This is a genomic window from Thermococcus sp. 5-4, from assembly GCF_002197185.1.
Taxonomy (GTDB): domain Archaea; phylum Methanobacteriota_B; class Thermococci; order Thermococcales; family Thermococcaceae; genus Thermococcus; species Thermococcus radiotolerans.
In genome coordinates, this window is the sequence record NZ_CP021848.1 from 1,169,572 (window position 1) to 1,191,318 (window position 21,747).

The 21,747-nt window shown below is 56.7% G+C and carries 28 protein-coding genes and 1 rRNA gene; 11 read left to right on the forward strand and 18 right to left on the reverse strand.

Going from position 1 to position 21,747, the window contains the following annotated elements:
• Window position 1: 1 nt before the first annotated feature.
• A complete protein-coding gene (locus CDI07_RS06460) occupies window positions 2–568 on the reverse strand; it encodes a nicotinamide-nucleotide adenylyltransferase (protein WP_088180833.1) in 567 nt (188 codons plus the stop codon).
• Entirely contained in the window at window positions 569–1,348 is a 780-nt protein-coding gene (locus CDI07_RS06465; RefSeq protein WP_088180834.1) for an S-adenosyl-l-methionine hydroxide adenosyltransferase family protein, read from the reverse strand.
• 50 nt (window positions 1,349–1,398) lie between these two features.
• Here CDI07_RS06465 and CDI07_RS06470 point away from each other — a divergent pair, with 50 nt between their 5' ends.
• From CDI07_RS06470 to pgsA, 3 genes are read left to right on the forward strand one after another with little or no spacing between them, the layout of a single operon-like run.
• Window positions 1,399–3,003: a transglutaminase-like domain-containing protein gene (locus CDI07_RS06470; RefSeq protein WP_088180835.1), complete on the forward strand. Its 1,605-nt coding sequence runs from the start codon at window positions 1,399–1,401 to the stop codon at window positions 3,001–3,003.
• Window positions 3,003–3,539 (forward strand): tRNA (cytidine(56)-2'-O)-methyltransferase, encoded by a 537-nt coding sequence (locus CDI07_RS06475; RefSeq protein ID WP_088180836.1) that lies wholly within the window; start codon window positions 3,003–3,005, stop codon window positions 3,537–3,539. Before CDI07_RS06470 ends, CDI07_RS06475 begins: the two co-directional genes overlap by 1 nt.
• A 10-nt stretch (window positions 3,540–3,549) precedes the next feature.
• Complete coding sequence (pgsA, locus tag CDI07_RS06480; protein ID WP_088180837.1) at window positions 3,550–4,113, forward strand: archaetidylinositol phosphate synthase; 564 nt, start codon at window positions 3,550–3,552, stop codon at window positions 4,111–4,113.
• Between the two features lie 74 nt (window positions 4,114–4,187).
• Here the strand turns inward: pgsA and CDI07_RS06485 are convergent, their stop codons facing one another.
• Entirely contained in the window at window positions 4,188–4,895 is a 708-nt protein-coding gene (locus CDI07_RS06485; RefSeq protein WP_088180838.1) for a TIGR02253 family HAD-type hydrolase, read from the reverse strand.
• A gap of 155 nt (window positions 4,896–5,050) precedes the next feature.
• Between CDI07_RS06485 and CDI07_RS06490 the strand changes: the two genes are divergently transcribed.
• The gene (locus CDI07_RS06490; RefSeq protein WP_088180839.1) at window positions 5,051–5,317 is read left to right on the forward strand and encodes a hypothetical protein; all 267 of its coding nucleotides are present in this window, start codon (window positions 5,051–5,053) and stop codon (window positions 5,315–5,317) included.
• On the opposite strand, the gene CDI07_RS06495 is transcribed toward CDI07_RS06490, so the two are convergent.
• Together CDI07_RS06495 and CDI07_RS06500 are read right to left on the reverse strand one after the other, a co-directional pair.
• The gene (locus tag CDI07_RS06495; protein ID WP_088180840.1) at window positions 5,298–5,867 is read right to left on the reverse strand and encodes an ASCH domain-containing protein; all 570 of its coding nucleotides are present in this window, start codon (window positions 5,865–5,867) and stop codon (window positions 5,298–5,300) included. The genes CDI07_RS06490 and CDI07_RS06495 overlap by 20 nt on opposite strands.
• The gene (locus tag CDI07_RS06500; protein ID WP_088180841.1) at window positions 5,864–6,202 is read right to left on the reverse strand and encodes an ASCH domain-containing protein; all 339 of its coding nucleotides are present in this window, start codon (window positions 6,200–6,202) and stop codon (window positions 5,864–5,866) included. The genes CDI07_RS06495 and CDI07_RS06500 overlap by 4 nt, the downstream gene beginning before the upstream one ends.
• A 93-nt stretch (window positions 6,203–6,295) precedes the next feature.
• Here CDI07_RS06500 and CDI07_RS06505 point away from each other — a divergent pair, with 93 nt between their 5' ends.
• Together CDI07_RS06505 and CDI07_RS06510 are read left to right on the forward strand one after the other, a co-directional pair.
• Window positions 6,296–6,460, forward strand: a complete 165-nt coding sequence (locus CDI07_RS06505; protein ID WP_088180842.1) for a class III signal peptide-containing protein — start codon at window positions 6,296–6,298, stop codon at window positions 6,458–6,460.
• Between the two features lie 9 nt (window positions 6,461–6,469).
• Window positions 6,470–7,690 carry an A24 family peptidase C-terminal domain-containing protein gene (locus tag CDI07_RS06510; RefSeq protein ID WP_088180843.1) on the forward strand — a complete coding sequence of 407 codons (1,221 nt, stop codon included), beginning with the start codon at window positions 6,470–6,472 and terminating at the stop codon, window positions 7,688–7,690.
• Window positions 7,691–7,830: 140 nt separating this feature from the next.
• On the opposite strand, the gene CDI07_RS06515 is transcribed toward CDI07_RS06510, so the two are convergent.
• The 3 genes from CDI07_RS06515 to rrf form a co-directional block, all read right to left on the reverse strand.
• The gene (locus CDI07_RS06515) at window positions 7,831–8,463 is read right to left on the reverse strand and encodes an HAD-IB family phosphatase (RefSeq protein WP_088180844.1); all 633 of its coding nucleotides are present in this window, start codon (window positions 8,461–8,463) and stop codon (window positions 7,831–7,833) included.
• Between the two features lie 39 nt (window positions 8,464–8,502).
• A complete protein-coding gene (locus tag CDI07_RS06520) occupies window positions 8,503–9,165 on the reverse strand; it encodes a protein-L-isoaspartate(D-aspartate) O-methyltransferase (RefSeq protein ID WP_088180845.1) in 663 nt (220 codons plus the stop codon).
• Window positions 9,166–9,234: 69 nt separating this feature from the next.
• A 5S ribosomal RNA gene (gene rrf, locus CDI07_RS06525) occupies window positions 9,235–9,356 on the reverse strand.
• 53 nt (window positions 9,357–9,409) lie between these two features.
• Between rrf and CDI07_RS06530 the strand changes: the two genes are divergently transcribed.
• Together CDI07_RS06530 and CDI07_RS06535 are read left to right on the forward strand one after the other, a co-directional pair.
• Window positions 9,410–10,924 (forward strand): hypothetical protein, encoded by a 1,515-nt coding sequence (locus CDI07_RS06530; protein ID WP_226996550.1) that lies wholly within the window; start codon window positions 9,410–9,412, stop codon window positions 10,922–10,924.
• Window positions 10,925–10,928: 4 nt separating this feature from the next.
• Complete coding sequence (locus CDI07_RS06535; protein ID WP_088180847.1) at window positions 10,929–11,291, forward strand: ribonuclease P protein component 4; 363 nt, start codon at window positions 10,929–10,931, stop codon at window positions 11,289–11,291.
• 50 nt (window positions 11,292–11,341) lie between these two features.
• Here the strand turns inward: CDI07_RS06535 and CDI07_RS06540 are convergent, their stop codons facing one another.
• Window positions 11,342–12,502, reverse strand: a complete 1,161-nt coding sequence (locus CDI07_RS06540) for a cell wall-binding repeat-containing protein (protein ID WP_088180848.1) — start codon at window positions 12,500–12,502, stop codon at window positions 11,342–11,344.
• A 230-nt stretch (window positions 12,503–12,732) separates the two neighbouring features.
• Window positions 12,733–13,302, reverse strand: a complete 570-nt coding sequence (locus CDI07_RS06545) for a cyclase family protein (protein WP_088180849.1) — start codon at window positions 13,300–13,302, stop codon at window positions 12,733–12,735.
• A 54-nt stretch (window positions 13,303–13,356) separates the two neighbouring features.
• On the opposite strand from CDI07_RS06545, the gene CDI07_RS06550 reads away from it, so the two are divergent.
• The gene (locus tag CDI07_RS06550; RefSeq protein ID WP_088180850.1) at window positions 13,357–14,622 is read left to right on the forward strand and encodes an adenosylhomocysteinase; all 1,266 of its coding nucleotides are present in this window, start codon (window positions 13,357–13,359) and stop codon (window positions 14,620–14,622) included.
• A 26-nt stretch (window positions 14,623–14,648) separates the two neighbouring features.
• Window positions 14,649–15,314: a tRNA (N6-threonylcarbamoyladenosine(37)-N6)-methyltransferase TrmO gene (gene tsaA / locus CDI07_RS06555; RefSeq protein WP_088180851.1), complete on the forward strand. Its 666-nt coding sequence runs from the start codon at window positions 14,649–14,651 to the stop codon at window positions 15,312–15,314.
• Here tsaA and wtpC read toward each other — a convergent pair.
• From wtpC to CDI07_RS06580, 5 genes are all read right to left on the reverse strand, one after another.
• Entirely contained in the window at window positions 15,286–16,320 is a 1,035-nt protein-coding gene (wtpC, locus tag CDI07_RS06560) for a tungstate ABC transporter ATP-binding protein WtpC (protein ID WP_088180852.1), read from the reverse strand. The genes tsaA and wtpC overlap by 29 nt on opposite strands.
• Entirely contained in the window at window positions 16,313–17,065 is a 753-nt protein-coding gene (wtpB, locus tag CDI07_RS06565) for a tungstate ABC transporter permease WtpB (protein ID WP_088180853.1), read from the reverse strand. The genes wtpC and wtpB overlap by 8 nt, the downstream gene beginning before the upstream one ends.
• A 38-nt stretch (window positions 17,066–17,103) precedes the next feature.
• The gene (wtpA, locus tag CDI07_RS06570) at window positions 17,104–18,141 is read right to left on the reverse strand and encodes a tungstate ABC transporter substrate-binding protein WtpA (RefSeq protein WP_088180854.1); all 1,038 of its coding nucleotides are present in this window, start codon (window positions 18,139–18,141) and stop codon (window positions 17,104–17,106) included.
• A 67-nt stretch (window positions 18,142–18,208) separates the two neighbouring features.
• Window positions 18,209–18,766: an HD family hydrolase gene (locus CDI07_RS06575; protein ID WP_088180855.1), complete on the reverse strand. Its 558-nt coding sequence runs from the start codon at window positions 18,764–18,766 to the stop codon at window positions 18,209–18,211.
• A 2-nt stretch (window positions 18,767–18,768) separates the two neighbouring features.
• Window positions 18,769–19,083, reverse strand: a complete 315-nt coding sequence (locus CDI07_RS06580) for a hypothetical protein (RefSeq protein WP_058938761.1) — start codon at window positions 19,081–19,083, stop codon at window positions 18,769–18,771.
• Window positions 19,084–19,132: 49 nt separating this feature from the next.
• On the opposite strand from CDI07_RS06580, the gene CDI07_RS06585 reads away from it, so the two are divergent.
• Complete coding sequence (locus CDI07_RS06585) at window positions 19,133–19,690, forward strand: Era-like GTP-binding protein (protein WP_088180856.1); 558 nt, start codon at window positions 19,133–19,135, stop codon at window positions 19,688–19,690.
• Here the strand turns inward: CDI07_RS06585 and CDI07_RS06590 are convergent.
• Genes CDI07_RS06590 through CDI07_RS06600 form a run of 3 tightly spaced genes read right to left on the reverse strand, consistent with a single transcriptional unit; the run spans window position 19,687 to window position 21,646 of the window.
• A complete protein-coding gene (locus CDI07_RS06590; protein ID WP_088180857.1) occupies window positions 19,687–20,091 on the reverse strand; it encodes a secondary thiamine-phosphate synthase enzyme YjbQ in 405 nt (134 codons plus the stop codon). The genes CDI07_RS06585 and CDI07_RS06590 overlap by 4 nt on opposite strands.
• A complete protein-coding gene (locus tag CDI07_RS06595; protein ID WP_088180858.1) occupies window positions 20,091–20,384 on the reverse strand; it encodes a hypothetical protein in 294 nt (97 codons plus the stop codon). The genes CDI07_RS06590 and CDI07_RS06595 overlap by 1 nt, the downstream gene beginning before the upstream one ends.
• Window positions 20,363–21,646: a prenyltransferase gene (locus CDI07_RS06600; RefSeq protein WP_088180859.1), complete on the reverse strand. Its 1,284-nt coding sequence runs from the start codon at window positions 21,644–21,646 to the stop codon at window positions 20,363–20,365. Before CDI07_RS06600 ends, CDI07_RS06595 begins: the two co-directional genes overlap by 22 nt.
• Window positions 21,647–21,747 lie beyond the last annotated feature (101 nt).

The window sequence follows — 21,747 nt, forward strand, 5'->3', positions numbered from 1 at the left end:
CCTAGAACTCCGGAATCCTTATCGGTGCCTGTAGCTCCTTCTCGTTCTTCTCAAGGTTCGTCGCGAGCATCTTTATCCTTTCGCAGCCCTTTATCTCCCTGATGAATTCGGCCACGCTCTTGGGCACTAGCTCCTCCCAGGGCTGTCCTTCGACCATGCGCTTCCTTATCTCGGTCGCCGAGAGGATGTCCTTCCTGAACATCGGCTGGACGATGACCTCGTAGCCCTTCTCGCGGAAGAGCTGTGCAACGAGCGAGTTCCCCGTGAAGACGACGTCGAAGCGCGGAACCATGCTCACAACATAGGTCGCCCATATGGCGTTGAAGTTTATGTCCGGGAGCGGAATCAGGTAGTAGCGCTTGTCCGCCAGGTGCGTCTCGTTCAGTGCCCGGATGAGCATCTCCATCCTCTCGCTCGTCGTGAAGGGGTTCTTCAGCGTATGGCTCGCTTGGGCGCTTCCGATTCCTATGATTACCTCATCAACCTGTGAAAAAACGAATTCGAGCGCTTTTATATGACCGTTGTGAACCGGCTGGAACCGGCCGACGAATAGACCGCGCTTGACCATTCAATCACCTCCGATGAGCTTCACCCTGACCTCATCCCCAACCTTCAGGCCGAGCCTTTTTGCCGCGCTCCCCTGGTTGACGGCTATCTCGAGGTAGTTGTGGCTTCCGGGGAGTGCAAGCAGTTCGCCGGGCTTTACCTGGCCGTAGGTATCCAGGTAGGGTATTTTGAGACCACGGCCGGGCAGTTCAACCCTCTCCGGCCTTTCGTACCCCTCAAGGTTCAGTATGACGTTGCCAAAGTCATCGATGTATATCACCTTGAGCAGCCAGAGGTCATCCTCCCTCCTCGGTTCGACGTCCAGCCTAATTAAGCTTTCCAGCGGAATCTCGCTTCCGAGCTTCTCCGGCTCGACCCACGCGTCCAGCAGGGCCCCAACCGGCCCAAAAACGTCCCTTCCATGGAAGGTGGAGCTTATCTCCCACTTGGTGAAGCGCTTCACCCTCTCGAAGTCTATCTCCCAGGCTTTCCTCGCCTTGATGTGCTTGAGGGGAAGTGTGGCCAGACCGTTGTCCGGGACGACGAGGAACTGCTCGCCCTCGATTATAACCGCTCGTCTCTCGGTTCCAACGCCGGGATCTATCACGCCAACGTGAACCGTCCCCTCGGGCGAGTACTTGACCACCTGCTCCATCACAAACGATCCCTCAAGAACGGAGTGTCTGGTTATTGAATGGCTGACATCGACGATTACCGCCTCTGGATTGAGCCTCAGCATGGCAGCCTTCATCTCCCCCACGTAGGGGCCCCTAAGGCCAAAGTCAGTCGTCAGGGTTATCATCCGCACCACCTAAAGCTTATTAACGGTTGGGGCTTTAAAGGGTTTGGAAGATGGTCATGAGGAAGTTAATCCCCGTCCTGCTGCTGATTCTCATCGTGGTGGTTTCAGGCTGCCTCTTCAAGCCTCCGGCAGAGGTTAAATTCTCGGTTGACAAGACCCTCGTCCGACCGGGCGGGACGATTCACGTCATGATACTCGTCAACAACACCGGGAAGGTCGGACTCACCGGTGCGACGCTCGTTCTCGGAGACGACAGCTTCCAGATACTCCAGGAGCCGAAGTTTCCGGAGATACTTCCAGTCGGCGATGCGGTACAGCTGGTCTGGATTCTAAGGGCGCCCCTAAAACCGGGTGTCTACAACCTGAAGCTGTCCCTCGAGCTTACAGACGAGCTCAAGCGCTCGTGGACGGGCTTCTACGGGCAGTTCAGGATAACGGTGTCGAGCGAGGCCGGTCCTTCCGACGAGGTCGAGGTGAACGTTGAGGCACCGGAGGTCATCAGGGGAGGGGAAACGGCCAACCTAACCGTGATCATCAAGAACAAGCTCGATGTCCCGATAGAGCTTCGCGACCTCAGCTTCAACCTCTTCAACGGCATGAAGGTTGCGAGCGCGGGGACGCTTCCAGCGTCCGTCGATGGAAAGGATGAGGTGAGGGTCAGGTACACCGTGAGGGCACCGTACGCGTACCGCGAGGGCTACATATCGACCATCCTCAAGTACGCGATAAGCGGCGCCGAGGGCAGCACAGTCAAGAGCTTCCCGCTGAAGGTGGTGTGGGAGCCGTGGAACCAGAGCACCGAGGTTCTAAAGGAGGCCTACGGCCTGAAGTATCACTGGGTAACCGATGAGTACATAGTCGACGGCTACTGGATGGAGCGCTACAATTCGACGTCGGAGTTCAACAGAACCGAGTTCAGGAACATGACGCTCAGGATAATCCGGAGCGCCGAGTCGGAGCCGCAGGCCGCGGAGGCAATATACAGCTGGATGATGAGGACATACTCCCTGGGGGACACCACCTCGACCCTTGAGCCGGATAAGATACTTCCCCAGGACAGGATAAGCTACGCGGAGGCCCAGATACTCATCACGGCGATGCTGCGTTCGGTTGATATCCCCGCCAGAATCATAACACTCTCCAACGGCACGGACTGCACGATGAGGCCGATGACCGAGTTCTACACCGCCGACGGGTGGTACATCGTGGACGTAAAGCACGGCTTCGTTGGTTCCGTTGACGACTACCTCGCCAGTCCGTACTTCCCCAAGGTGTACCAGCTCGTAACGCGCGACGGCTTCAGGATAGTCGCCCAGGCACCGGCGACCCTTCAGGGGCACGAGCACGTTGACGTCACCGGTGATTTCCTCGCGAACCTTGAGGACAGGCTCCTGAAGAAGGTAACCGAGAGACTGAAGCCGGAGCTGAGGTCAAAGCTCATGCTCGTTATGAACAATCTCGACGAGAACGAGAGGCTGTACGCCCTGTTCCTCTTCGCCTCGGCGCCCAACGAGGAGGACCTGAACAGGGTGCTGAGCGAGTACGGCACGGGCAAAATAGAGCAAGACGTAAAAACCATGTACGAGTTCTACAAGAACATGACCTGGAGGGACGACTTCACCAGATACTGGAAGATATTCGCGGGGGAGGTATGATGATAGTAGTTCTAAGGCTCGGACACAGACCCGAGAGGGACAAGAGGATAACGACCCACGTCGCTTTGACGGCGAGGGCCTTCGGGGCGGATAAAATAATCATTGCCGCCGAGGAGGACGAGCACGTGAGGGAGAGCGTCGAGGACGTTGTCCGGAGATGGGGAGGGCCCTTCGAGATATCCTTCGACCCGGGCTGGAGGAAGTTCATGCGCGAGTGGAAGGAACGCGGGGGGGCGATAATTCACCTCACGATGTACGGAATCCACATAGACGACGCGATGCCACAGATCCGAAAAGAGCTGGAGGAAGGTCGGGACGTTCTCGTCGTTGTCGGCGCCGAGAAGGTGCCCAGGGAGGTCTACGAGATGGCCGACTACAACGTCGGAGTTGGGAACCAGCCCCACAGCGAGGTCGCCGCCTTGGCCGTTTTCCTGGACAGGCTCCTGAAAGGGGAGGGCCTGAGGAAAAGCTTTGAGAACGCAAAGCTCAAGATAATCCCGCAGGAGAGGGGCAAGAGGGTAATCGAGCTGGAATGAGGTGAGAGCGTTGCTCAACAGGTACCGCGAGAACGTGAAGGGCTACCTCGAGGCCATCGTCAGACCACTCGCGAAGGCCGGCGTTACACCGAACACTATAACCGTCCTCGGCCTGCTGATAAGCCTCGCCGGTGCTTACTTCTTCTACCGCGGCGAGCAGGCCATAGCGGCCCTCGTTCTGCTCTTCGGCTCGCTTATAGACGCCCTCGACGGAACGCTCGCGAGGCTCACGGGAAAGACGAGCCGCTTTGGGGCCTTCCTCGACTCCACCTTCGACAGGATAAGCGACGGAGCGGTTCTTTTCGGGATAGCCCTCGGAAACCTCGTGGACTGGCGCGTTGCATTCATAGCTTTCATGGGGAGCTACCTGGTGAGCTACGAGCGCTGCAGGGCTGAACTGGCAGGCTCCGGAAGGCTGGCAGTTGGGATAGCCGAAAGGGCGGAGCGGCTACTGATAATAATCATAACCGCGCTCTTCGGCTACGTTGAGTACGGTGTCTACGCGGTTGCGGTTCTGGCCTGGATAACCGTTCTCCAGAGGCTTTACGTGGCTTACCAGAGGCTCAAGGAGTGAAGAAGAGGGGGAATGACGAGAATTTCGCTAGGCGAGCCCCCAGGGCGATGAAGAGCCCTGCCGTTGCCGACCCCTCATTTTTTCATCAGACCCTTCACGATTTCAACGACCTCGCTCAGCTTTGAAACCACAAAGTCACAGTTCCCCCACAGTTCTCTCTTCGCGCCATTCGGGTCAAGAAGGACGCTCATCATGCCGACGTTCTTAGCCCCAACGCAGTCTTTGGCCGGGTTGTCGCCGACGTAGAGGGCTTCGCCCGCTTCAACGCCGGCCCTTTCGAGGGCGAGCCTGAAGGGCATCTCGTGGGGCTTGTAGAAACCGGCATCCTCGCTGGTCGTTATGGAATCGAACAGGTCGTAGATTCCGAGGGCCTTGAGGTGGGCCTCGATGTAGTCGTTGTCCGAATCGGTTATGATTCCGACGTGGAGGCCGAGGTCTTTGAGGGCCTTAATCGTCTCAACGGCATCCGGGAAGAGCTGACCGTAACGCTCATGCATGGCGATGCTTATCTCCCAGAAGTCATCGGGAACCGGGAAGCCGTAGCGCTCGGCCACCTTCTGCATTGCATTGATGTCGACGTCCCGGATTTTGACATAGGGCTTGCCGGCCAGTTCCTTAAACATCGCGGAGCTTTCGGTCTCGTACTCCTCCCAGAGCATCACGTAGTCGAGATCTTCCCTCCCGGCCTTTCTGAGGACCTCCCTCACGATGTTCTGATGGGTAACGTTTTCGCCCTCCTTCGTTATGAGCGTGCCCACAAAATCGAAGAAGACGGCTTTCATCAGGACCACCTGATGGAGTTGGGTGCGGACGTTAAAACCCTTGCCCGGCAGAACGACAAGTTGGGCCCTAAAATCTTTCAGAAAGTTGCACCTATGACGGAAAAACGTTAGAAAGACTTTTATCAGCTCCCGGGGACGAATCGCCGACGGAGGTGATGGAAATCGAGGCGATACTCCTCGTCTGGGGCGTCCGGGACGAGGTTCTGGAAAAGCTCCCCGTCGAAGGGTACTGGCTCTACGGGGAGTACGACTTTATAGCCAAGCTGGAATTCCGGGACGAGTTCGAGATGGAGACGTTCATGAGAGACCTCAAGCGTGTAATCCACGGCGGAACCTTCAAGCTCATTCCGGTTGTGATTTCGGCCGTTAAGAACGGCGGAGAAACGAACGTCCTCGAGGGGCTCAAACCTTCGGCCCCATGATGCCCCTCTTTTTCAGCTCCTCGTAGGCCCTCCTGAGGGCGTCCCTAATCAGGTACCTCTTGTTCATGCCCCCGAGCCTGTGGGCGGCCTTTCTCAGACTCCCCGCCCGGAGGAAAAGTTCGAGGAGCTTTCTGTCCTCCTCGGAGAGGTCGAGGTACTTAAGGGCCTTCTCGGCTATCTCCACCGGCAAATTGCCCTCGTAGGCATAATCCGAGCTCATGACCGGCTTCTCGAAGCGCTCCACGAGACGGAAGACTATAACGTGGGCGGTGGAATCGTCGTTAACGTACCTGTAGTGGCTTTTGAGGGCCTCTATCAGCTCCTCCCTGCTGGAGAAACCGTCCAGAAAAGCGTCCTCATCCGTGAGCTCGCCAACGGTTTTGCTCTCGATCCTCTCGATAACCGCCTTCCCTATCGCATAGCCGCCCGAATGGATGAGAACCTCGTCTCCGGGTTTGAGGTTCGGTTTCCTGCCCAGCCTCACCGTTGCCCTCTTCCTTCCGCTCAGTATGGCCTCTGCATAGCGCCCATCGAACTCTAAGTGCCTCATCTCCCCTCACCGAGGAGCTTGAACCTTATGGCGATGACCCCGTAGCGGTTCTCCTTCCACTTCGGGTACATGCCGTGGAACCTCTTCACCGCCCTCTCGAAGCTCGGTTCGTCTGGAAAGATTTTCTTTATCGGCTCCTCCCTCAGAACCTGCCGGAAGGTCTCGTAGCGCTTGACTCCGGTGACTACAGCAGGAATCGAATCGTTGAATATGAGCTTGTCCCCGGGTTGTATTCCCCTCAGCCCCGGATAGGCAACCCTAACCTCTATCCGCTTCTCCCCGGACTTTATGTAGTCCAGGTACTCCTCTCGAACCCTCAGGTGATGGACCCTCATTTTCACCACATTCCGCCTTCTCTTTTCCCTTAAAAGCTTAGCCGATGGAAACTTTTAAATCCTTTAGCGCCGAAGAAGGTTTAGGTGTGAGAGATGAGACGAGCCCAGGGAGCCCTTGAGTACCTGTTCATGCTGGCGGCGGTTCTGGTTCTGGTGACCATAGCTGCCAGAGTGGTTCTCAACGGCACGAGGAACCTCAACGAGGCAATATCAAACTACACAACCCAGGTAAGGAAGCAAATTCTCGAAGATCTATGAGGTGGAATCATGGATTACGTTCCCCTGATTCTGGGGCTGGTTATGGGAGTCGTTACTTCGTACACCGATGTAAAGACGGGATTCGTTTTTGACAACCACATTTTTCCGACGCTCACCTTGATAGGAAAGCTCCTCGGGTGGGAGGAGGGAGAGGAAGAGGAGGAAGGTCTTCCAGGGTGGATTCCCAGGCTGATAATACCTGCCGTCGAGGTCGGGATAATCTACTACCTCTACCTCGGAATCAGCCAGGGGGATGCACTCCTAGCCGCATCGGGCTTCGTTGGGCTTGTGTTGGGCTTCGTCCTCGGTTTGCTCCTCTACTACCTCGGGGCCTGGGCGAGCGGTGACGCGGTGATACTCGCCGGCTTCTCGGCGCTCCTGCCCTACGCACCTGCAACAGCCTCTATCGTCGCCCCCTACACCGTTGAGTATCCCCTCTACCCCCTGACGATACTTCTAAACAGCATCATAGCGATATTCCCCTTCATCTTCGTCTACGCCTTCGGGGTGCTCATCGCCAGAAGGAAGTTCGCCGAGCTGAGGGCCATATTCACCGAGAGGGCGAGGCTTACCCTTGAGCTATCCCTCTGGATAATGGCCGCCCTCGGCCTCAGGCTAATAATCTACGAGGTCACGGGAGTCTCAATCGTCGGGCTGTGGTCGTGGGTATTCACAATCGGCGTGATATACGTCCTCGGAAAGTTCAGGAAGGTTGGAGACGCTATAGGAATCTGCGTTCTGGCCTACCTGATTTATCAGGAACCATCAACCGCCGTGGGGGCGTTCCTAAAGCTCCTCGCCGTGCTGTACCTGTTTAAGGTGTTCTTTTCCCTCGTGAAGTTCATGCGCACCGAAGTTCTGATGGAAGAGGTGGCGGTGGAGAAACTCAGAGAATGGGACATCCTGGGCGAGACGGTATTTGAGAAGGACGGGGAAATCCTTAGGGACAGAATGGACACCTTCACGAGGATAAAGAACGCCCTCCTCAGTGCGGACTTGGGTGCACTCCATCCTGATTACGGCAAGGTGATAGCCTCCTCTAGTGCGGAGGGCCTGAGCAGGGAGCAGATCGAGGAACTCAAGCGGCTCGTTGAGGAGGGGAGGCTTGAAAACAGCTTTCTGAGAAAGAAGTCGATGCCCTTCGCCCCGGCTCTCTTCCTCGGCTTCCTGATAAGTTACTTCTGGGGCGACATATTCTGGTGGATTCAGCTCAAGATAGCCGGACTGTGAGAAAAGGATTTAAAACCGTCGTCGAACCTTTATCCGGCCCGGCGTCCGCCCACCCCACGGAGGAGTGAGGTGGGGATTCCGGTCGGGCCAACAGGGGGATGACGAGCTTTTGCTTTGCCGAGCGGTGATGAACACGCCCTTCACTGACCCCGCTCTTCTATGAGTCCCTTGACGATCTCCATGACCTCGTAGAGGCTCTCAACGTTGTGGTCGCCCTCCACGCCCTCGTGGGGGTTTATCGCTATGCTGACGTCGGCTTCCTTAAACATGCTCAGGTCGTTGAAGCCGTCGCCGACGGCCACAGTAAGCTCCGGCTCCAGCTCTTCCTTCAGCTCCCGGAGTATGGTCCCCTTGCTCTTGAAGTCAACGAGGGGGTTGACCTTCCCGGTAACGACGCCGTTTTCAAAGACCAGCTCGTTTGCGAAAACGTAGTCAACCTCGAGCTCCTTCGCTATCCTTCCGGCGAGGCACATGAGGCCGCTGCTGAGTATCGCTATCTTGAAGCCGTTCCTCCTCAGAAACTCGATGAGCTCCCTTGCACCCTCCATGTACTCGACCGAGTTCGCCCATTCCATTATTTCATCCTTGGTGTGGCCCTTCCACAGTGAAGCATCGAGCTCCGCCCACTTTACGTAGTCTATCTTTCCCGCAAAGAAGAGTTCGGCGTATTCCTTTCCCTTCTCCCAGGTCCCAAACCTCTTGTGAAGCTCCACCCAGCTGGAGACCGACTTGACCAGCGTCCCCTCGAGATCAAAGGCTATGAGCTTGACCATCGTACCACCTGAAAAGAGAGCGAGGGGAAACTTAAAAGCCTACCCCCTCCAGCCGTGCTCCCCAATGAGCGGCACGAAGGCAACGCCCCCGTGGTTCTTGGTCTCAGTTGAACCGTCGGGGAGCTTGAGGACCTCCAGGAGGTCCTGCCACAGGTGGTAGCTCCCAACCGGTATCAGCAGTTTTCCTCCGGGTTTCAGCTGCTCCACAAGGGGGTCGGGAACCTTTGGCGCCCCAGCGGTGACGATTATCCTGTCGTAGGGTGCCTTCGGCGGAAAGCCCTTCGTGCCGTCCCCGGGAATCACGTGGACGTTTTCCACCCCAGCTCGCTCGAGGTTCCTCCTCGCGAATTCGACAAGCTCGGGAATCCGTTCTATCGTGTAAACGTCGGTCTTTACGAGCTCAGCTATCAGGGCCGCGTTCCACCCGCTGCCGGTTCCTACCTCAAGGACCTTCATCCCAGGCCTCAGCTCGGCCAGCTCGAGCATTATCGCCACCATGTGAGGGGCACTTATCGTCTGCCCCGCGGGAATCGGGAGGGGCTCATCAACGTGGGCGTAGTCCCAGTAGCGCTTCTGAACGAAGAGGTAGCGCGGATACTTAAGAAAAGCCTTCCTAACGGCCTCGCTTCGGATGATCCTCTCCCGAAAAAGCCGCTCAACCGTTCTCTTCCATCTTCTCCGAAGTTCGTCCTCGGAAACCATCGAACTCATCGGGAAGAAATACGTGCCCAAAGGATTTAAGACTTGCGAGAAGTGTGTCAGAAGGATAGTGGCCGGCGGCGTCCCCGGTTTCCCGTCCCCTCCCGGAGGACAGTACACCCGGGATCGCTGGCGGGCTTAACTTCCGGGGTCGAAACGAGACCGGGTGTGACCCCGCCGCTATGACCGCCGTACCGATGTATACCTGTCGCGGTGCATTTATAAATCTTGCGGTCGATGAGGGTGGATGATGGAGGGCGAGATACTGGAACTGCTGAGGCTGGAGAGGATGAGGGAGCCGCTCAGTCCGGGAAGGCGGCTCAGGGAGTTTCAGATGAAGATCCAACGGCTCAAAAACGGGGACGAGATCGAGGTAGCCGGCTTTCTGCTGGGCAGGAAGCCTCCCAATGCACCGGCCGACGCCGCCTACTACCTGCTGTCCCCACTCTCCCCCTCGGAGCTGTCGTCCCTGCGCAGGGGAGACTTCCGCACGTATCTGGTTATCCGGGCGACTGAAAGGACCGAGTTCTCCGGGAGGATAAAACCCGGGAGCTACGTGCTCGTGAGGGGAATCATCGACGCATATCCCTGGGGAAACCTCCGGATGGTCAGCGCGGCAAGGATCGAGGGGAGGGACTACTCGGAGTACTGGAAGGACTACCGCGAGTTCGCGTTGAGCAGACGGGAGGTTCTCGACCTCTTCGAGAGGACGGTTTACCTACGTGACGACATGAGGAAGGCCCTCATCTACTCGATATACGGCGTTCCGTACATACCGGGCGAGGAGTGGGGCGAGGGATTCGAGTTCACAGTGTTCAAATACCGGGAGGATTCCGGGCTTCTCGCGCTTTGGAAGGCCCTCAAGTACTTCCACTCAAGCCTTCCCTGGGAGGTTCGTCTCACCAGGAAAAGGGTCCTCGAAGTGGACGACCCGTTGCTCGGTTTGGATTTCCGGCTTGGGAACCCCAACGGAAGCGACATGCGGTACTACACCCCGCCGACAAAGAGGGGTACCATCAGCCTACCCAAGTGGGTCACCGAAAGGATACTGAGCAAGAGGGCGATTGGCCTGCTCCCCAAAAACGTCGAAGCGGACCCCCTCGACAGGATGGCAAGGATGTCCGAGACGCCGTTCGTGCTCGTACCCTCGGAGGAAAAGCCCTACTTCGAGGAGAACCGGGAGTTCCTCCAGCTCATACCCAACCTCCTCGTCACGATATTCATCCAGAGGGAAAGGTTGGGCTCCCTCGACCGGGAAAAGACCCGTGCGGTTGAGGAAGAGTTTCTGAGGTGGCTCAGGGAGTCAAGAGAGGACTACGGAGACCCATTCAGGGCCCTAACCGCCCCCAGCGGGCCGATGAACATCCGGCTTAGGGCGGAGCTGGGCAAAAGAGTCTTCGGCTCGATAGTTCGGTTCAACGGGAGGGTTACCAAGAGGGCCGCCAGGGAGGTCAAGCTGATAAACGAGGCCATAGTGAACGACTGGATGGTCGTTCTCAAGGACCATCCCTCGGAGATGATAAAGCTCCTGAGGGAATACCAGATGTACGTCCCGGGAACGCTCAAGGCCCGGCGGGCTCTGGAGATACTGCACGACCTGGCATCGGTGAGCCCTTCAAACGAGGTAACGAGGGAGGACTTCATCCAGGAACTGGTGAGGGACGGGTTCTCGGGGGAGGATGCCGCGGAGCTCCTTGAAAGGTTTATAGCCGCCGGATACGTATACGAACCGTTCCCAGGGAAACTAAGGCTGATAGGGTGATGTCATGTCCAAGAAGTTCATCCGCCAGAGGGAGCAGAGGGAAAAGCGCAGGATCGCCCGCGAGAGGGTAAACGTCCTCTTTACGCTCGCGGAGAGGGCCTTCCCCTACGAACCCGAGCTGGCCAACCGCTACGTCGAGATAGCCCTCGCGGTTCAGCAGAAGGCTAGAATAAGGATGCCGAGAAAGTGGAAGCGCCGTTACTGCAAGCGCTGCCATTCCTTCCTCGTCCCTGGTGTCAACGCCAGGGTGAGGCTCCGGAACGGTCACATTGTCATCAAGTGCCTCAACTGCGGCCACATCATGAGGTACCCGTACATCAGGGAACAAAAGGAGAAGAGAAGGCAAAGGACTGATTCAAGCCCCTGATTTTAGCGCCCATACCGGGGGTTGGTGGTGCCCAACGTGTGTTAACTTGCTCACGGCCGTGAGGAGCCCATTCCGTGGGTTTTTTGAGCGCTGTCCCTGATGGCCTGCCTTCCGTTCTGGTAGGCTTCCTTTATCATGGCCTTTATCTGGTTCATGAACCCCCTGGCCTCGTCGTACTGGCCGTTCTGGATCGCAACCTTGAGCTGCTCCATCAGCGCGTTGATGGCGCTAACGTCTATTCCCGCCTTCTCCATGACGCTTATCTGCGCCTCAAGCTTTCCCATCTCGCGCTCAAGGGCAGCCTTTTCACAGTTCTTTATCGCCATCCTCATCTCGCCGTTCGCCGCTTTGAGGCTGAACTCCGTCCGAACCTGGAGTTCAAGCACCATCTGGTATGCATCGGTGTAGTTTCCGGCCTGAAGCGCCTGGTTGGCCTTCTCCATTGTCATCTCCATGACCCTAACCTGCTCCGTGAGTGCGGTTGAGTTGGTTTCGTTTGCCATCTTCTCGATAGTTTTGAGCCTCTCCTGAACCTGAACCATCAACTGAAGAACCGTCTCCTTGGTGACGTTGACCTGAACCTCCGTGGCGGTGCAGTTGCACTCGCGGAGCTGCTCCCTAACGTGCTCCACGACCCTCTCGGATGCCTGAGTCTTGACCATGGCCGCTTCCTTTATCTCGAGCTTCTCCATGAGCTTTGTGACGTTGCTGCTCTCGTTAACGTAGATAATCATGGCCCCCTTCTGAAGGGCCAGCTGAAGGGCGTTCTGAATGGCCAGGGTGTCGTTTCCAGCAACTAGAACGCTGTTGTTGAACTCGAGCTTGAATTTGACTTTGGCCCCCTCCATGACCATGAGGTTGGTCTCGTACCTGTTCTGGCCGCCCCAGCGTTCGACGGTGATGTTGAGTTCCTCCAAGTCCGTGACGTATTCATCAACCACTGCGTCCGGGCCGCCGATTATTATCACCTCGTCCGGGGCGTAGCTCATGATCTCCGCCGTAACGTTCGGATCGTAGACGCCCCACGTTGTCGTGACCATCACGGCCCCAGTTTCGTTGGCCAGGTACTCGGCGATTGCCTTGTCTGCCGCGTTATCGCTCACCAGTATCACTGTAACGCTCCCTTCCGCGGCACTGACGCTTCCAACGGTCAGTGGCATTCCCAACATCAGCAACCCAAACAGGATTGCCGCTACTTTCTTTCCCATCATGGCTCTTCACCTCGGTCATCTCTATGAAAAAAGGCTTATTTAAGCTTTTTTCACGAAATCGTCCATGTACGTTGGCGATTGTTTAGAAAAAAGTCTTGAGAGCCGAGTTTTATCTTTTAACCGTTAACAAAGGTTCCACAACGTTTAACTCTGTTTAATCGAAAGTAAGCTGACGTAGATATGCGAATAAGGGGGCAACAAACCCATATCAAACAAAACAAGCGCGGAGTTCACTCCACAAAAGCCACCGCCCTGACGGGGCTTCCTGAACCGCCCTCAATCTTGAGGGGAAACGCCACGAACGTGAAGTCCTTTCCCAAGAGGGCCTCCAGGTTGGTCAGATTCTCAAACACTGGCACCTCCTCGCTGAGGAGTATCCTGTGAACGGCATCGTCCCCGATGCTCATGGAGTCTGTGCCAACGGCCCTAACGCCTTCAGCCACGAGAAACAGCGCCACCTCCGGAGAGAGCTCCCTGCCACCCGTCAGGAAAAGCACGATCCTGTCAAAATAGCCCTCGTCCGGAATCTCGTCCAGACGTACCGGGCCCTCACCACCCCTCACGTCAACGACCATTCCCCTTCCCGCGAACCTCTCCAGGGGCATCTCGTCGATGGTCTTTCCCCCAGGCACGAAGTGCGCCGGCGCGTCAACGTGGGTGCCTGAATGCTCCCCCATCTTCAGAATGTTCATGTAATAGCCGTCCCTGTCGATGACGGCCCAGAGCCTTATGCTTACTCCCGGATCGTCGGGGTAGACCGGTGTATCCTCGGAGAGGGGCACCGATAGGTCAACTATCATGGGAACACCAATCCTTTTTTAACGTCTTTGATTAAAAACCCTGCGGTGATGATGATGGACTGCACGAGGGATTACTGCGTTAAGGACATCAGCCTGGCCCCCAGCGGCGAGAAAAAGATAGACTGGGTCTCCAGGTTTATGCCGGTTCTCCAGACGATAAGAAAGGACTTCGAGGAGAAAAGGCCCTTCGAGGGAGTCAGAATCGCGGCGACATTGCATCTTGAGATGAAGACGGCTTTCCTGCTCCTCACGCTTAAGGCGGCCGGTGCGGAGGTTTCGGCGGCTGCAAGCAACCCGCTCTCGACACAGGACGACGTTGTCGCCGCCCTCGCCAAGGCAGGGGTCAAGGTCTACGCGATCCGCGGGGAGGACAGGGAGCAGTACTACGAGTTCATGCACAAGGCGCTCGACATAGAACCGAACATAATCATAGACGACGGCGCGGACATGGTCTCGACGGTGCTGAGGGAGAGAACCGAGCTGATAGACGGACTCTGGGGAGCGAGCGAGGAGACGACAACGGGTGTCATAAGGCTCCGTGCCATGGAGAAGGACGGCGTGCTGAGGTTCCCAATCATAGCTGTGAACGACTCCTACACCAAGTACCTCTTCGACAACCGCTACGGCACCGGCCAGTCAACGTGGGACGGAATCCTGAGAACCACCAACCTGCTGATAGCGGGTAAGAACGTCGTCGTTGTCGGCTACGGCTGGTGCGGCAGGGGCATAGCCATGCGCGCCCGCGGTCTCGGCGCGACGGTGATAGTGGTGGAGGTTGACCCAATTAGGGCGTTGGAGGCAAGGATGGACGGGTTCTTGGTCATGAACATGATGGAAGCGGCGAAGGTGGGCGACATCTTCGTCACCTCGACGGGCGACATCAACTGCATAAGGCGGGAACACTTCGAAGTCATGAAGGACGGCGCCATAATGGCCAACGCCGGCCACTTCGACGTCGAGATAAGCAAACCGGACCTTGAGAGCCTGGCGGTCGAGATAAGCGAGCCGAGGCCGAACATAACCGAGTACAGAATGGCGGACGGAAGAAGGCTCTACCTTCTCGCTGAAGGCAGGCTGGTCAACTTAGCGGCCGCTGACGGCCACCCGGCTGAGATAATGGACATGAGCTTCGCCCTTCAGGCGAAGGCGGCCGAATACATACTGAACAACCACGAGAGGCTTGAGCCGAAGGTCTACGTGCTCCCGAGGGAGATAGACGAGATGGTGGCGAGGATAAAGCTCGCCTCGATGGGGATAAAAATCGAGGAGCTCACCGAGGAGCAGAGGAAATACCTGGAGAGCTGGGAGCACGGGACCTGAGTCCCTTTTCTTTTCGGGTGGTGGCAATGAACTTCGAACCCTTCAAACTCGTTCCCGTCGGCTACGTGAGGAAGAACGGAGAGACATTCATCGAAATCCTACCGGAGTTCAGCGATGCAGTCCACGGTCTCAACGAGGGGGACTGGATAAAGCTGATCCTCTGGTTCCACGCCAGCGATAGGCCGGAGAGAAGGAGCGTCCTGAAGGTTCATCCCTACAACAACCCAGAGAACCCGCTCAGGGGAGTTTTTGCCACGCGCTCACCGGTCAGACCAAACCCACTGGCCATCTATGCCGTCAGGATAAACCGCATCGAGGGAAACAGGCTCTACATCGACTGGATAGACGCGATGGACGGAACGCCCGTTGTTGACATAAAGATACTAGTGGAAAGGCTCGACTGCCCGAGGGAGACTCCGATTCCGGAGGAGGAGCTTGAGGTACCCGCATCAAGGCAGATTGGAGAGGTCAACCTGATACCCCGGAAAAGCGAACACCTCGATGAGCTGGAAGAGGTTTTGCCCGAGGAGTACGAGGCGCTGGTTCTTGAGCTGGGACCGAGGACGGAGGTCCTGACGGCGAGGGAACTGGTCGAGCTGATCAACACCCTGGAGGAAATATACGAGAACCTGCCAGTGGAGATAAAAGACAGGCTAAGGGACCTCAGAAGACGTGAAGGGCGCTCGCCTTGAAGCTGACGTAGACCTCCCGTCCCTTCGTTATTCCCATCTCCAACATCGAGGAGCGGGTTATGAACGCCCTCAAATGTAGGCCGCCGATTCTCAGATGAACCCTGACGAGTGGGCCGAGTTCTTCAACCGACTCGACCAGGGCTTTGAACTCGTTCCTCGCGGACGTTCTAATGGGCTCCAACGAGAGGATTATGTCCTCGGGCCTCAGGCCAACGCGAACCCTTCCCCTCGCCTCCGCCGGAAGCTCTATCTCGACGCCGTTGCTCCTCAGGACCCTTCCCTCCGCGGTGCCCTCTATGATGTTCTCGAAGCCGAGGAACCGCGCGACTTCTTCACTAGATGGTCTCGAAAAGACGTCCCGAACGGAGCCGGTCTGGACGAGCCTCCCGTCGAGCATGACCCCCACCCTATCGCCCAGGCTCACCGCCTCCTCGAAGGAGTGGGTAACGTGCAGGGCGGTGAAGCCGAGCTCTCGCTTCCAGCGCTTCATCTCGCCCAGAAGCTTCGCCCTGGTTTGGACGTCGAGGTTCGCGAAGGGCTCGTCCATGAGCAGAAGCTCGGGTTCCACAACAAGGGCCCTGGCTATGGCCACGCGCTGACTCTCGCCGCCGCTCAGAGTTTTTGGCTTTCTGTGGAGGAGGTGGGCTATGCCCAGAACCCCAGCTATTTCCTTAACTTTCCTCTCAATTTCTGCCCTCGGAACCCTACGGAGCTTAAGCCCGAAGGCTATGTTATCGAAGACGCTCATGTGGGGGAAGAGGGCATAGTTCTGGGGGATATAGGCGAGGCCGCGCTTCTCCGGCGGCCAGTGGGTTATGTCCTCACCGTTGAGAAGGACCCTCCCGGCGTCGGGTTCGATTATACCCGCTATTATCTCAAGGAGCACCGTCTTCCCGGCCCCGCTCGGGCCGAGGATTATGAAGTGCTCCCCCTCGCTCACGTCAAAGCTTATCTCCCTCAGCCGGAACTCCTTCCAGTCCTTGGAAACGGACTTTACCTCAAGCATTGGCCTTCCTCCCCACGAGCCAGCGCAGGATAACGAAAACGGTGAGGCTCATCACGATGAGGATAACGGAAATCGGTCTCGATGCCCTCAGGCCGTAGTTGTTGAAGTACTCCATGACGAGAACCTGGGCCGTCTTCGGGTAGTACGCGACGATGAGTATCGCACCCACCTCGCTTATAGCGCGGGCCCACGTCATTATTGCCCCGCTCGCTATGGCCGGAAACGCCATCGGGAGTGCCACGGAGAAGAACGCCCTCAGGCGTGAGGCACCGAGGGTTCTGGCAACGTGCTCCAGTCCCTCGTCAACCGCCAGAAAGCCATCGCGCGCGGCGTTTATCGCGAACGGTGCGGAGACGAAGAGCATCGCCGCTATTATGCCCGTGTAGCTATCGAGAATTGCGCTGGAGAAGGTGACGAGGAGCATTATTCCGACGACTGAGTGTGGGATGACGATGGGAACATCAACCAGGGCCTGGACGAGGCTTTTCCCTGGAAAGTCCTTCCTCGCGAGAACGTAGCCGAGGGGGACGCCGAAGAGGAGAGCTATGAGAGCTGTCGCCGTCGCTGTAAGGAGGGAGTTCCTGAGGGCCTCGATAACGTAGGCGTCGTGAAGGGCCCTGAGCAGCATGTCGAAGTCCGAGGCCTGCTTGGCCAGTATAACCAGCAGGGGCAGGGCTATGTAAACCACTAGGAAGCTCCCCAGGGCTGCAAAGAAGTAGAGCGTGTAGTCGTGCCTCGTCCCCATGGCGATCCCCATAGAGTTGGAAAGAGGAGATAAAAACCTCACCCCTCAACCTTGACCTCGTCCTTGATCTCCTCCGGAACGTTGCCGAAGGCAACCGGCGGCCAGATGAAGTCCTGGTGGTTCTCCTGGAAGACCCGCCTGCCGTTCTCGCCCAGGAGGTACTTGAGGAACTCCATCGCCAGCTCCCTGTTGGGCGCGTCCTTCGGAACGGTAACGCCGTAAACGATGGGCTTGGCCTTGATGACCTTGCCGGTGGAACCGATGTAGATGCTCACCTTTCCATAGAAGTCGGCCTTGTTGAAGTCCTTGAGGTTTATCTCGTTCGGGAGGGTGATGTAGCTGAGGTTGTGCTGCTCGGCCACGCTCTTGTAGATGAAGAAGTAGTCGAGGCTTCCGCTCTCGACGAGGGCGGTAAGGTCAGTCTCCTTGGGCCTTATGACGACCCTGTCGTTCTTTATCTGGATATCCTTGGGGGCGACCACCATGCTCCCGTTGAAGTATATGTTCGTGTTCTTCTCGACCAGGGTCTCGAATACCGGTTTGTCGTAGTAGTAATCGGCCAGCTTCATGACCATGACGGAGCGGTAGCCGCAGGGGTCCTGGTTCGGGTCCGAGAAGCCGAAGGAAACATCGTCCCTCGCCAGTATCTCGTACCACTTCTCTGGGTGGGCCTTCATCTCGTCCGCGTACTTGCTCTTGTCAGTGAACGCTATAACTATCTCGTTGGTGGCGAAGATGACGTAGAAGTCCGTGTAGTTGGGAATCATGAGCTGGGGAATGAGGGTGTAGTCCGCAACGCCGACCACGTCGGCCTTCTTGCCCAGGTCGGTAACCTTCCTCACCGCAGCGACGCTACCGCTGGCCTCGTCCTGGAAGGTCACCTTGTAGCCGAGGTTCTTCTCAGCGTAATCCGAGAACTCCTTCTCAAGCTGCTGGAAGGGTATGCTCAGCGAACCCGCGTGGAAGACCACGAGGGTTGCCTCCTTGAGCCCTGAGTTCTCAGAGCCGTTTATGCAGCCTGCCGCGATAACGGAGAGCAGGAAGAGCGCAATCAGAGGTATGCCTTTCCACCTCATTTGGAACCACCAATAGAATGGGCAGAATCGTGTATTTAAACATTTTGAGCAAACAAAAGAATTAACGTTAACGGTTTTGTTTTCTCAACCCGGCGAGCTCTTCGATGAGTTCCCGGAAGTGCTCGTAGAACTCGCTCTCCCTGAGGGAATCCAGCGCACCCCAGAACTCGTCGAGGTCTCTAAAGCCGGCCTTTTCGTACTCGTGGGCCTGAACCAGCATCTCCAGCTTGTCGGCGAACTTCACGAGCCTGCCCTCCAAGCTAAGCCCCTCCTCATACTCGCGCCAGAGCCTGAAGTACTCCCTCGGGTCCGGTGTTCTGATGAAAAGCTCCATCGCAGCCTTCTTCTCGGCTTTGCCCTTGTCGAGGTAGTACTGCGCCGTCAGGGGTATGTCGGTGACTCTAGCCTCGGCGAGGTCGTGAAGAACCGCTATCTTGAGGGCCCGCTCAACGTCTATCTCAACGCCTCTCGCTTTTAGCTCGTCGGCCAGAAAAAGAGTTATCAGGGCAACGCGGTAGCTGTGGTCCGCTATGCTCTCGGGGTTTGAAACGCCCCGGAGAAGCCAGCCGGTTCTGGGAAGTTTTTTCAGGTTTCCGGCTTCAATAAAAAGGTCGAGAATGGACATTTTCACTCCTCCGTCGTGAAAACGGCCCTTTCGGTTTCGATGGCGCTCGCCATTATGCAGTCACCGAGAAAGCGGCCGTAGACCTTTACCCACTCGCCCTTTCCGAGGCACGGACTTCCCGAGAACTCCACCCTGAGGCCGGAAACTTTAAAGGTCGTCCTGTAGCCAGGTAACTCCATGGGAAGGAACTCCACCAGAGGCTTGTCCTCGATGGTGCCCTCGATGACGACGTTCTTACCGCGAAAACCGCCGGAATTCAGCTCATCAACCGTAACGATGTAATAATAATGATGACCGAGTTTGACCCGCTTGGGCATGCTCATCACCTTTATAGGCCAACCTTGTAAATATCTGTGGGGTGAGGGTATGATAAAGGTTGCGATTATCGGTGCCGAGAACGTCGGCAAGTCAACGCTCATGAACGCCCTCATAGGCGGTAAAATATCCGAGGTGGAGAACCTCCCCGGAACGACCAAGGGGACGATAAGACGGCGCTTCGGAAAGCTCAAGATACCGAAGAGCATGAAGAACCCGCTCGGTGGTGCCGACGAGTTCGTGCTCATAGACACAGCCGGCCTCTTCGACCCCCAGAGGGAGCTGAGGGGCAAGGTCCTGAGCGAGGAGAAGTTCCGGGAGATAATCGACGAGATAGTCTCCTCGGACATAGTCATCCACATGGTCGATGCCACGGTCGGCCTGCACAGGGGTATGGAGAAGCTCCACCACATGCTCAAGTTCCGCTACGAGAAGCCGATAATCGTCGTTATCAACAAGGTAGACCTCGTGCCAAGGGAGCAGGTTGAGGAAATCCAGGAGGTCATAAAGAAGCGCCTTGAGCAGGAGGCAATACCCCTCTCGCTGGTCACCTACGAGGGGTTCAACGATCTGCTCGAGAGGCTGGCGTACTACGCCCAGTACGTTTAGCACTTGCAAATCTTCACCAGAACCTTCCTGTGCCTCGGACCGTCCAGTTCGATGAAAAGGATTCTCTGCCAGGTTCCAAGGAGCAGCTCGCCGTTCTCTATCGGTACGACGACCTCGGGGTTCAGGAGGAGGGTCGCCCTCAGATGTGAGTGGGCGTTGCTGTCTATGCGGTCGTGGGCGTAGCCGGCACCCTTCGGAATCAGTTCCTTCATCTTTGCCCTGATGTCCTGAATAAGCCCCGCCTCGTTCTCGTTTATGGCGAGGCCAGTTGTGGTGTGGGCGGTAAAGACGACGGCGATGCCGCTGGTCACGTCGCTCTTCCACACGAGGTGCTGAATCTGCTCGGTTATATCCACTATCTGGAACTTCTCCTCGGTTGGGACCTTGACCTCGAACAGCATCACTCCCACCGGGTGAGTCCTTTCTTTATCTCGAGTAAAAGCTTATCGGGGGCCTCAATCGAGCCGGAAACGACCGCCCTCAGAAGAACCGCCTTCTCGTAGGCGTCAATCAAGTCCTTTCTGCCGTTATCCACCACCTCTGAGCGGAGGGTTCGGTATATCTCCTCGACGGCGTCCCTGAACAGTATCTCGTCGGAGTAAAGCTCCTTGTTCGTCAGGAGGATGGTTATGAGGTAGCTGACGAAGTCAACCCTGTCTTCCTTTCTCCCTATCAGTGCCTTGAGCCGTTCCATGACTTAACCCTCCCCGGAAGCTCTTGCTCCAGGGCCTTGATGAGTATCTCTGAGACCAGTATCGAAGAGAACCTCGGGTTCCTGACCTCAAGCGCGGCATCGATGGCCCTCTCGACCTCTCCCCTCTTGACCAGGTGGTGGGCAACGTCGGCCATTATTATCGAGCGCAGTCTTTCGTTCTGTATGAGGCTTCCTATCCTCATCGCCCCCTCCAGCTCGCCCTTGAGGACGTGGTAGCGGGCTATCTTGGCCCAGACCTCCTCGCTGGAGGTCCCATTTCCGATGGCTTTAACTATCGCCCAGCTGCCCTTCTTCGGGTTCTCGAGGATTTTGTTCATGACGACCTTCCCGACTAGGGCCACCTCTTCCTCCCTCATGGCGGAGATGAAGCTGGGCAGCACATCGTGGTCCCTTTCAAGGAGCTCCAGGGCCATCTCGACGATGATGGAGTCGCTGTTCTCAAGGCGCCTTATGAGGTCGAGGGCGGGCACACCCTCACCGCTGAGGGCGAATACAAAAGCCAGCTCCACCGTGAAGTCTCTTCCAAACTTTCCGATGAGGTCGTTGGCAACCGTCTCCAGAGCGTCTATGTAGTGACCGAGCACGTCCTTCTCCTTCAGATAGAAAGCGACCTCTTTGAAGGCCTGCTTGGCCCAGTCCTTAACCTGAATCTCCCGAAGGAGAGATATGGCGTTCTCGTAGCTGTCCAGGAACAGATAGGCCTTTATCAGCTCCAGCATGGCCTTTGAGCGATAGGGTTCGGAATCTATGTAGTCCACGATTAGCTTGCTCTTCCTGAGCCTGTATGCCACCTTTAGGTGCTCCTTTCCTATCATCCTGGTGTTGACGCGCAGTATTTCAAGGAGCATCTCGTTCCGGGCCTTGGGGTTCTCTATCTCCAGGGCGTAGGTTATCGCCTCGTTAACCTCCCCGAGAGCCAGCATGTAGCCGGCGGCACTCTGCATTATCAGATCCCTCTGGGCCTTCGGAAGCATCCTGGAATCCTCAAGAACCCCCTGGTATATTCTCTTGGCGGATTTGAGCCCCGCGCGGCCCATTGAGTATCCAACGGAAAGAAGCGCCCGGAACATCGTCACCGGATCCTCTATCTCCTTGGCAGTCTCAATTGCGCGGAGAAAAGCGGTCTTGTAGAGGTTGTCCCTTGCTTTGGCTAATCTCTCACCAATTTTAGCATAAGTTGCAGATTTTATATAGGGGTCTGGAATTACCTCAACGGAGGCCAGCACCTCTTTGGCAATCATACGACATATCCCCCATTGGATTGTAGATTTTACCCGAATCCTCATTTAGTATATTACGCGCTTCTTCTTATTAACCTAACCCTCGGAACGTTTTTAAGACC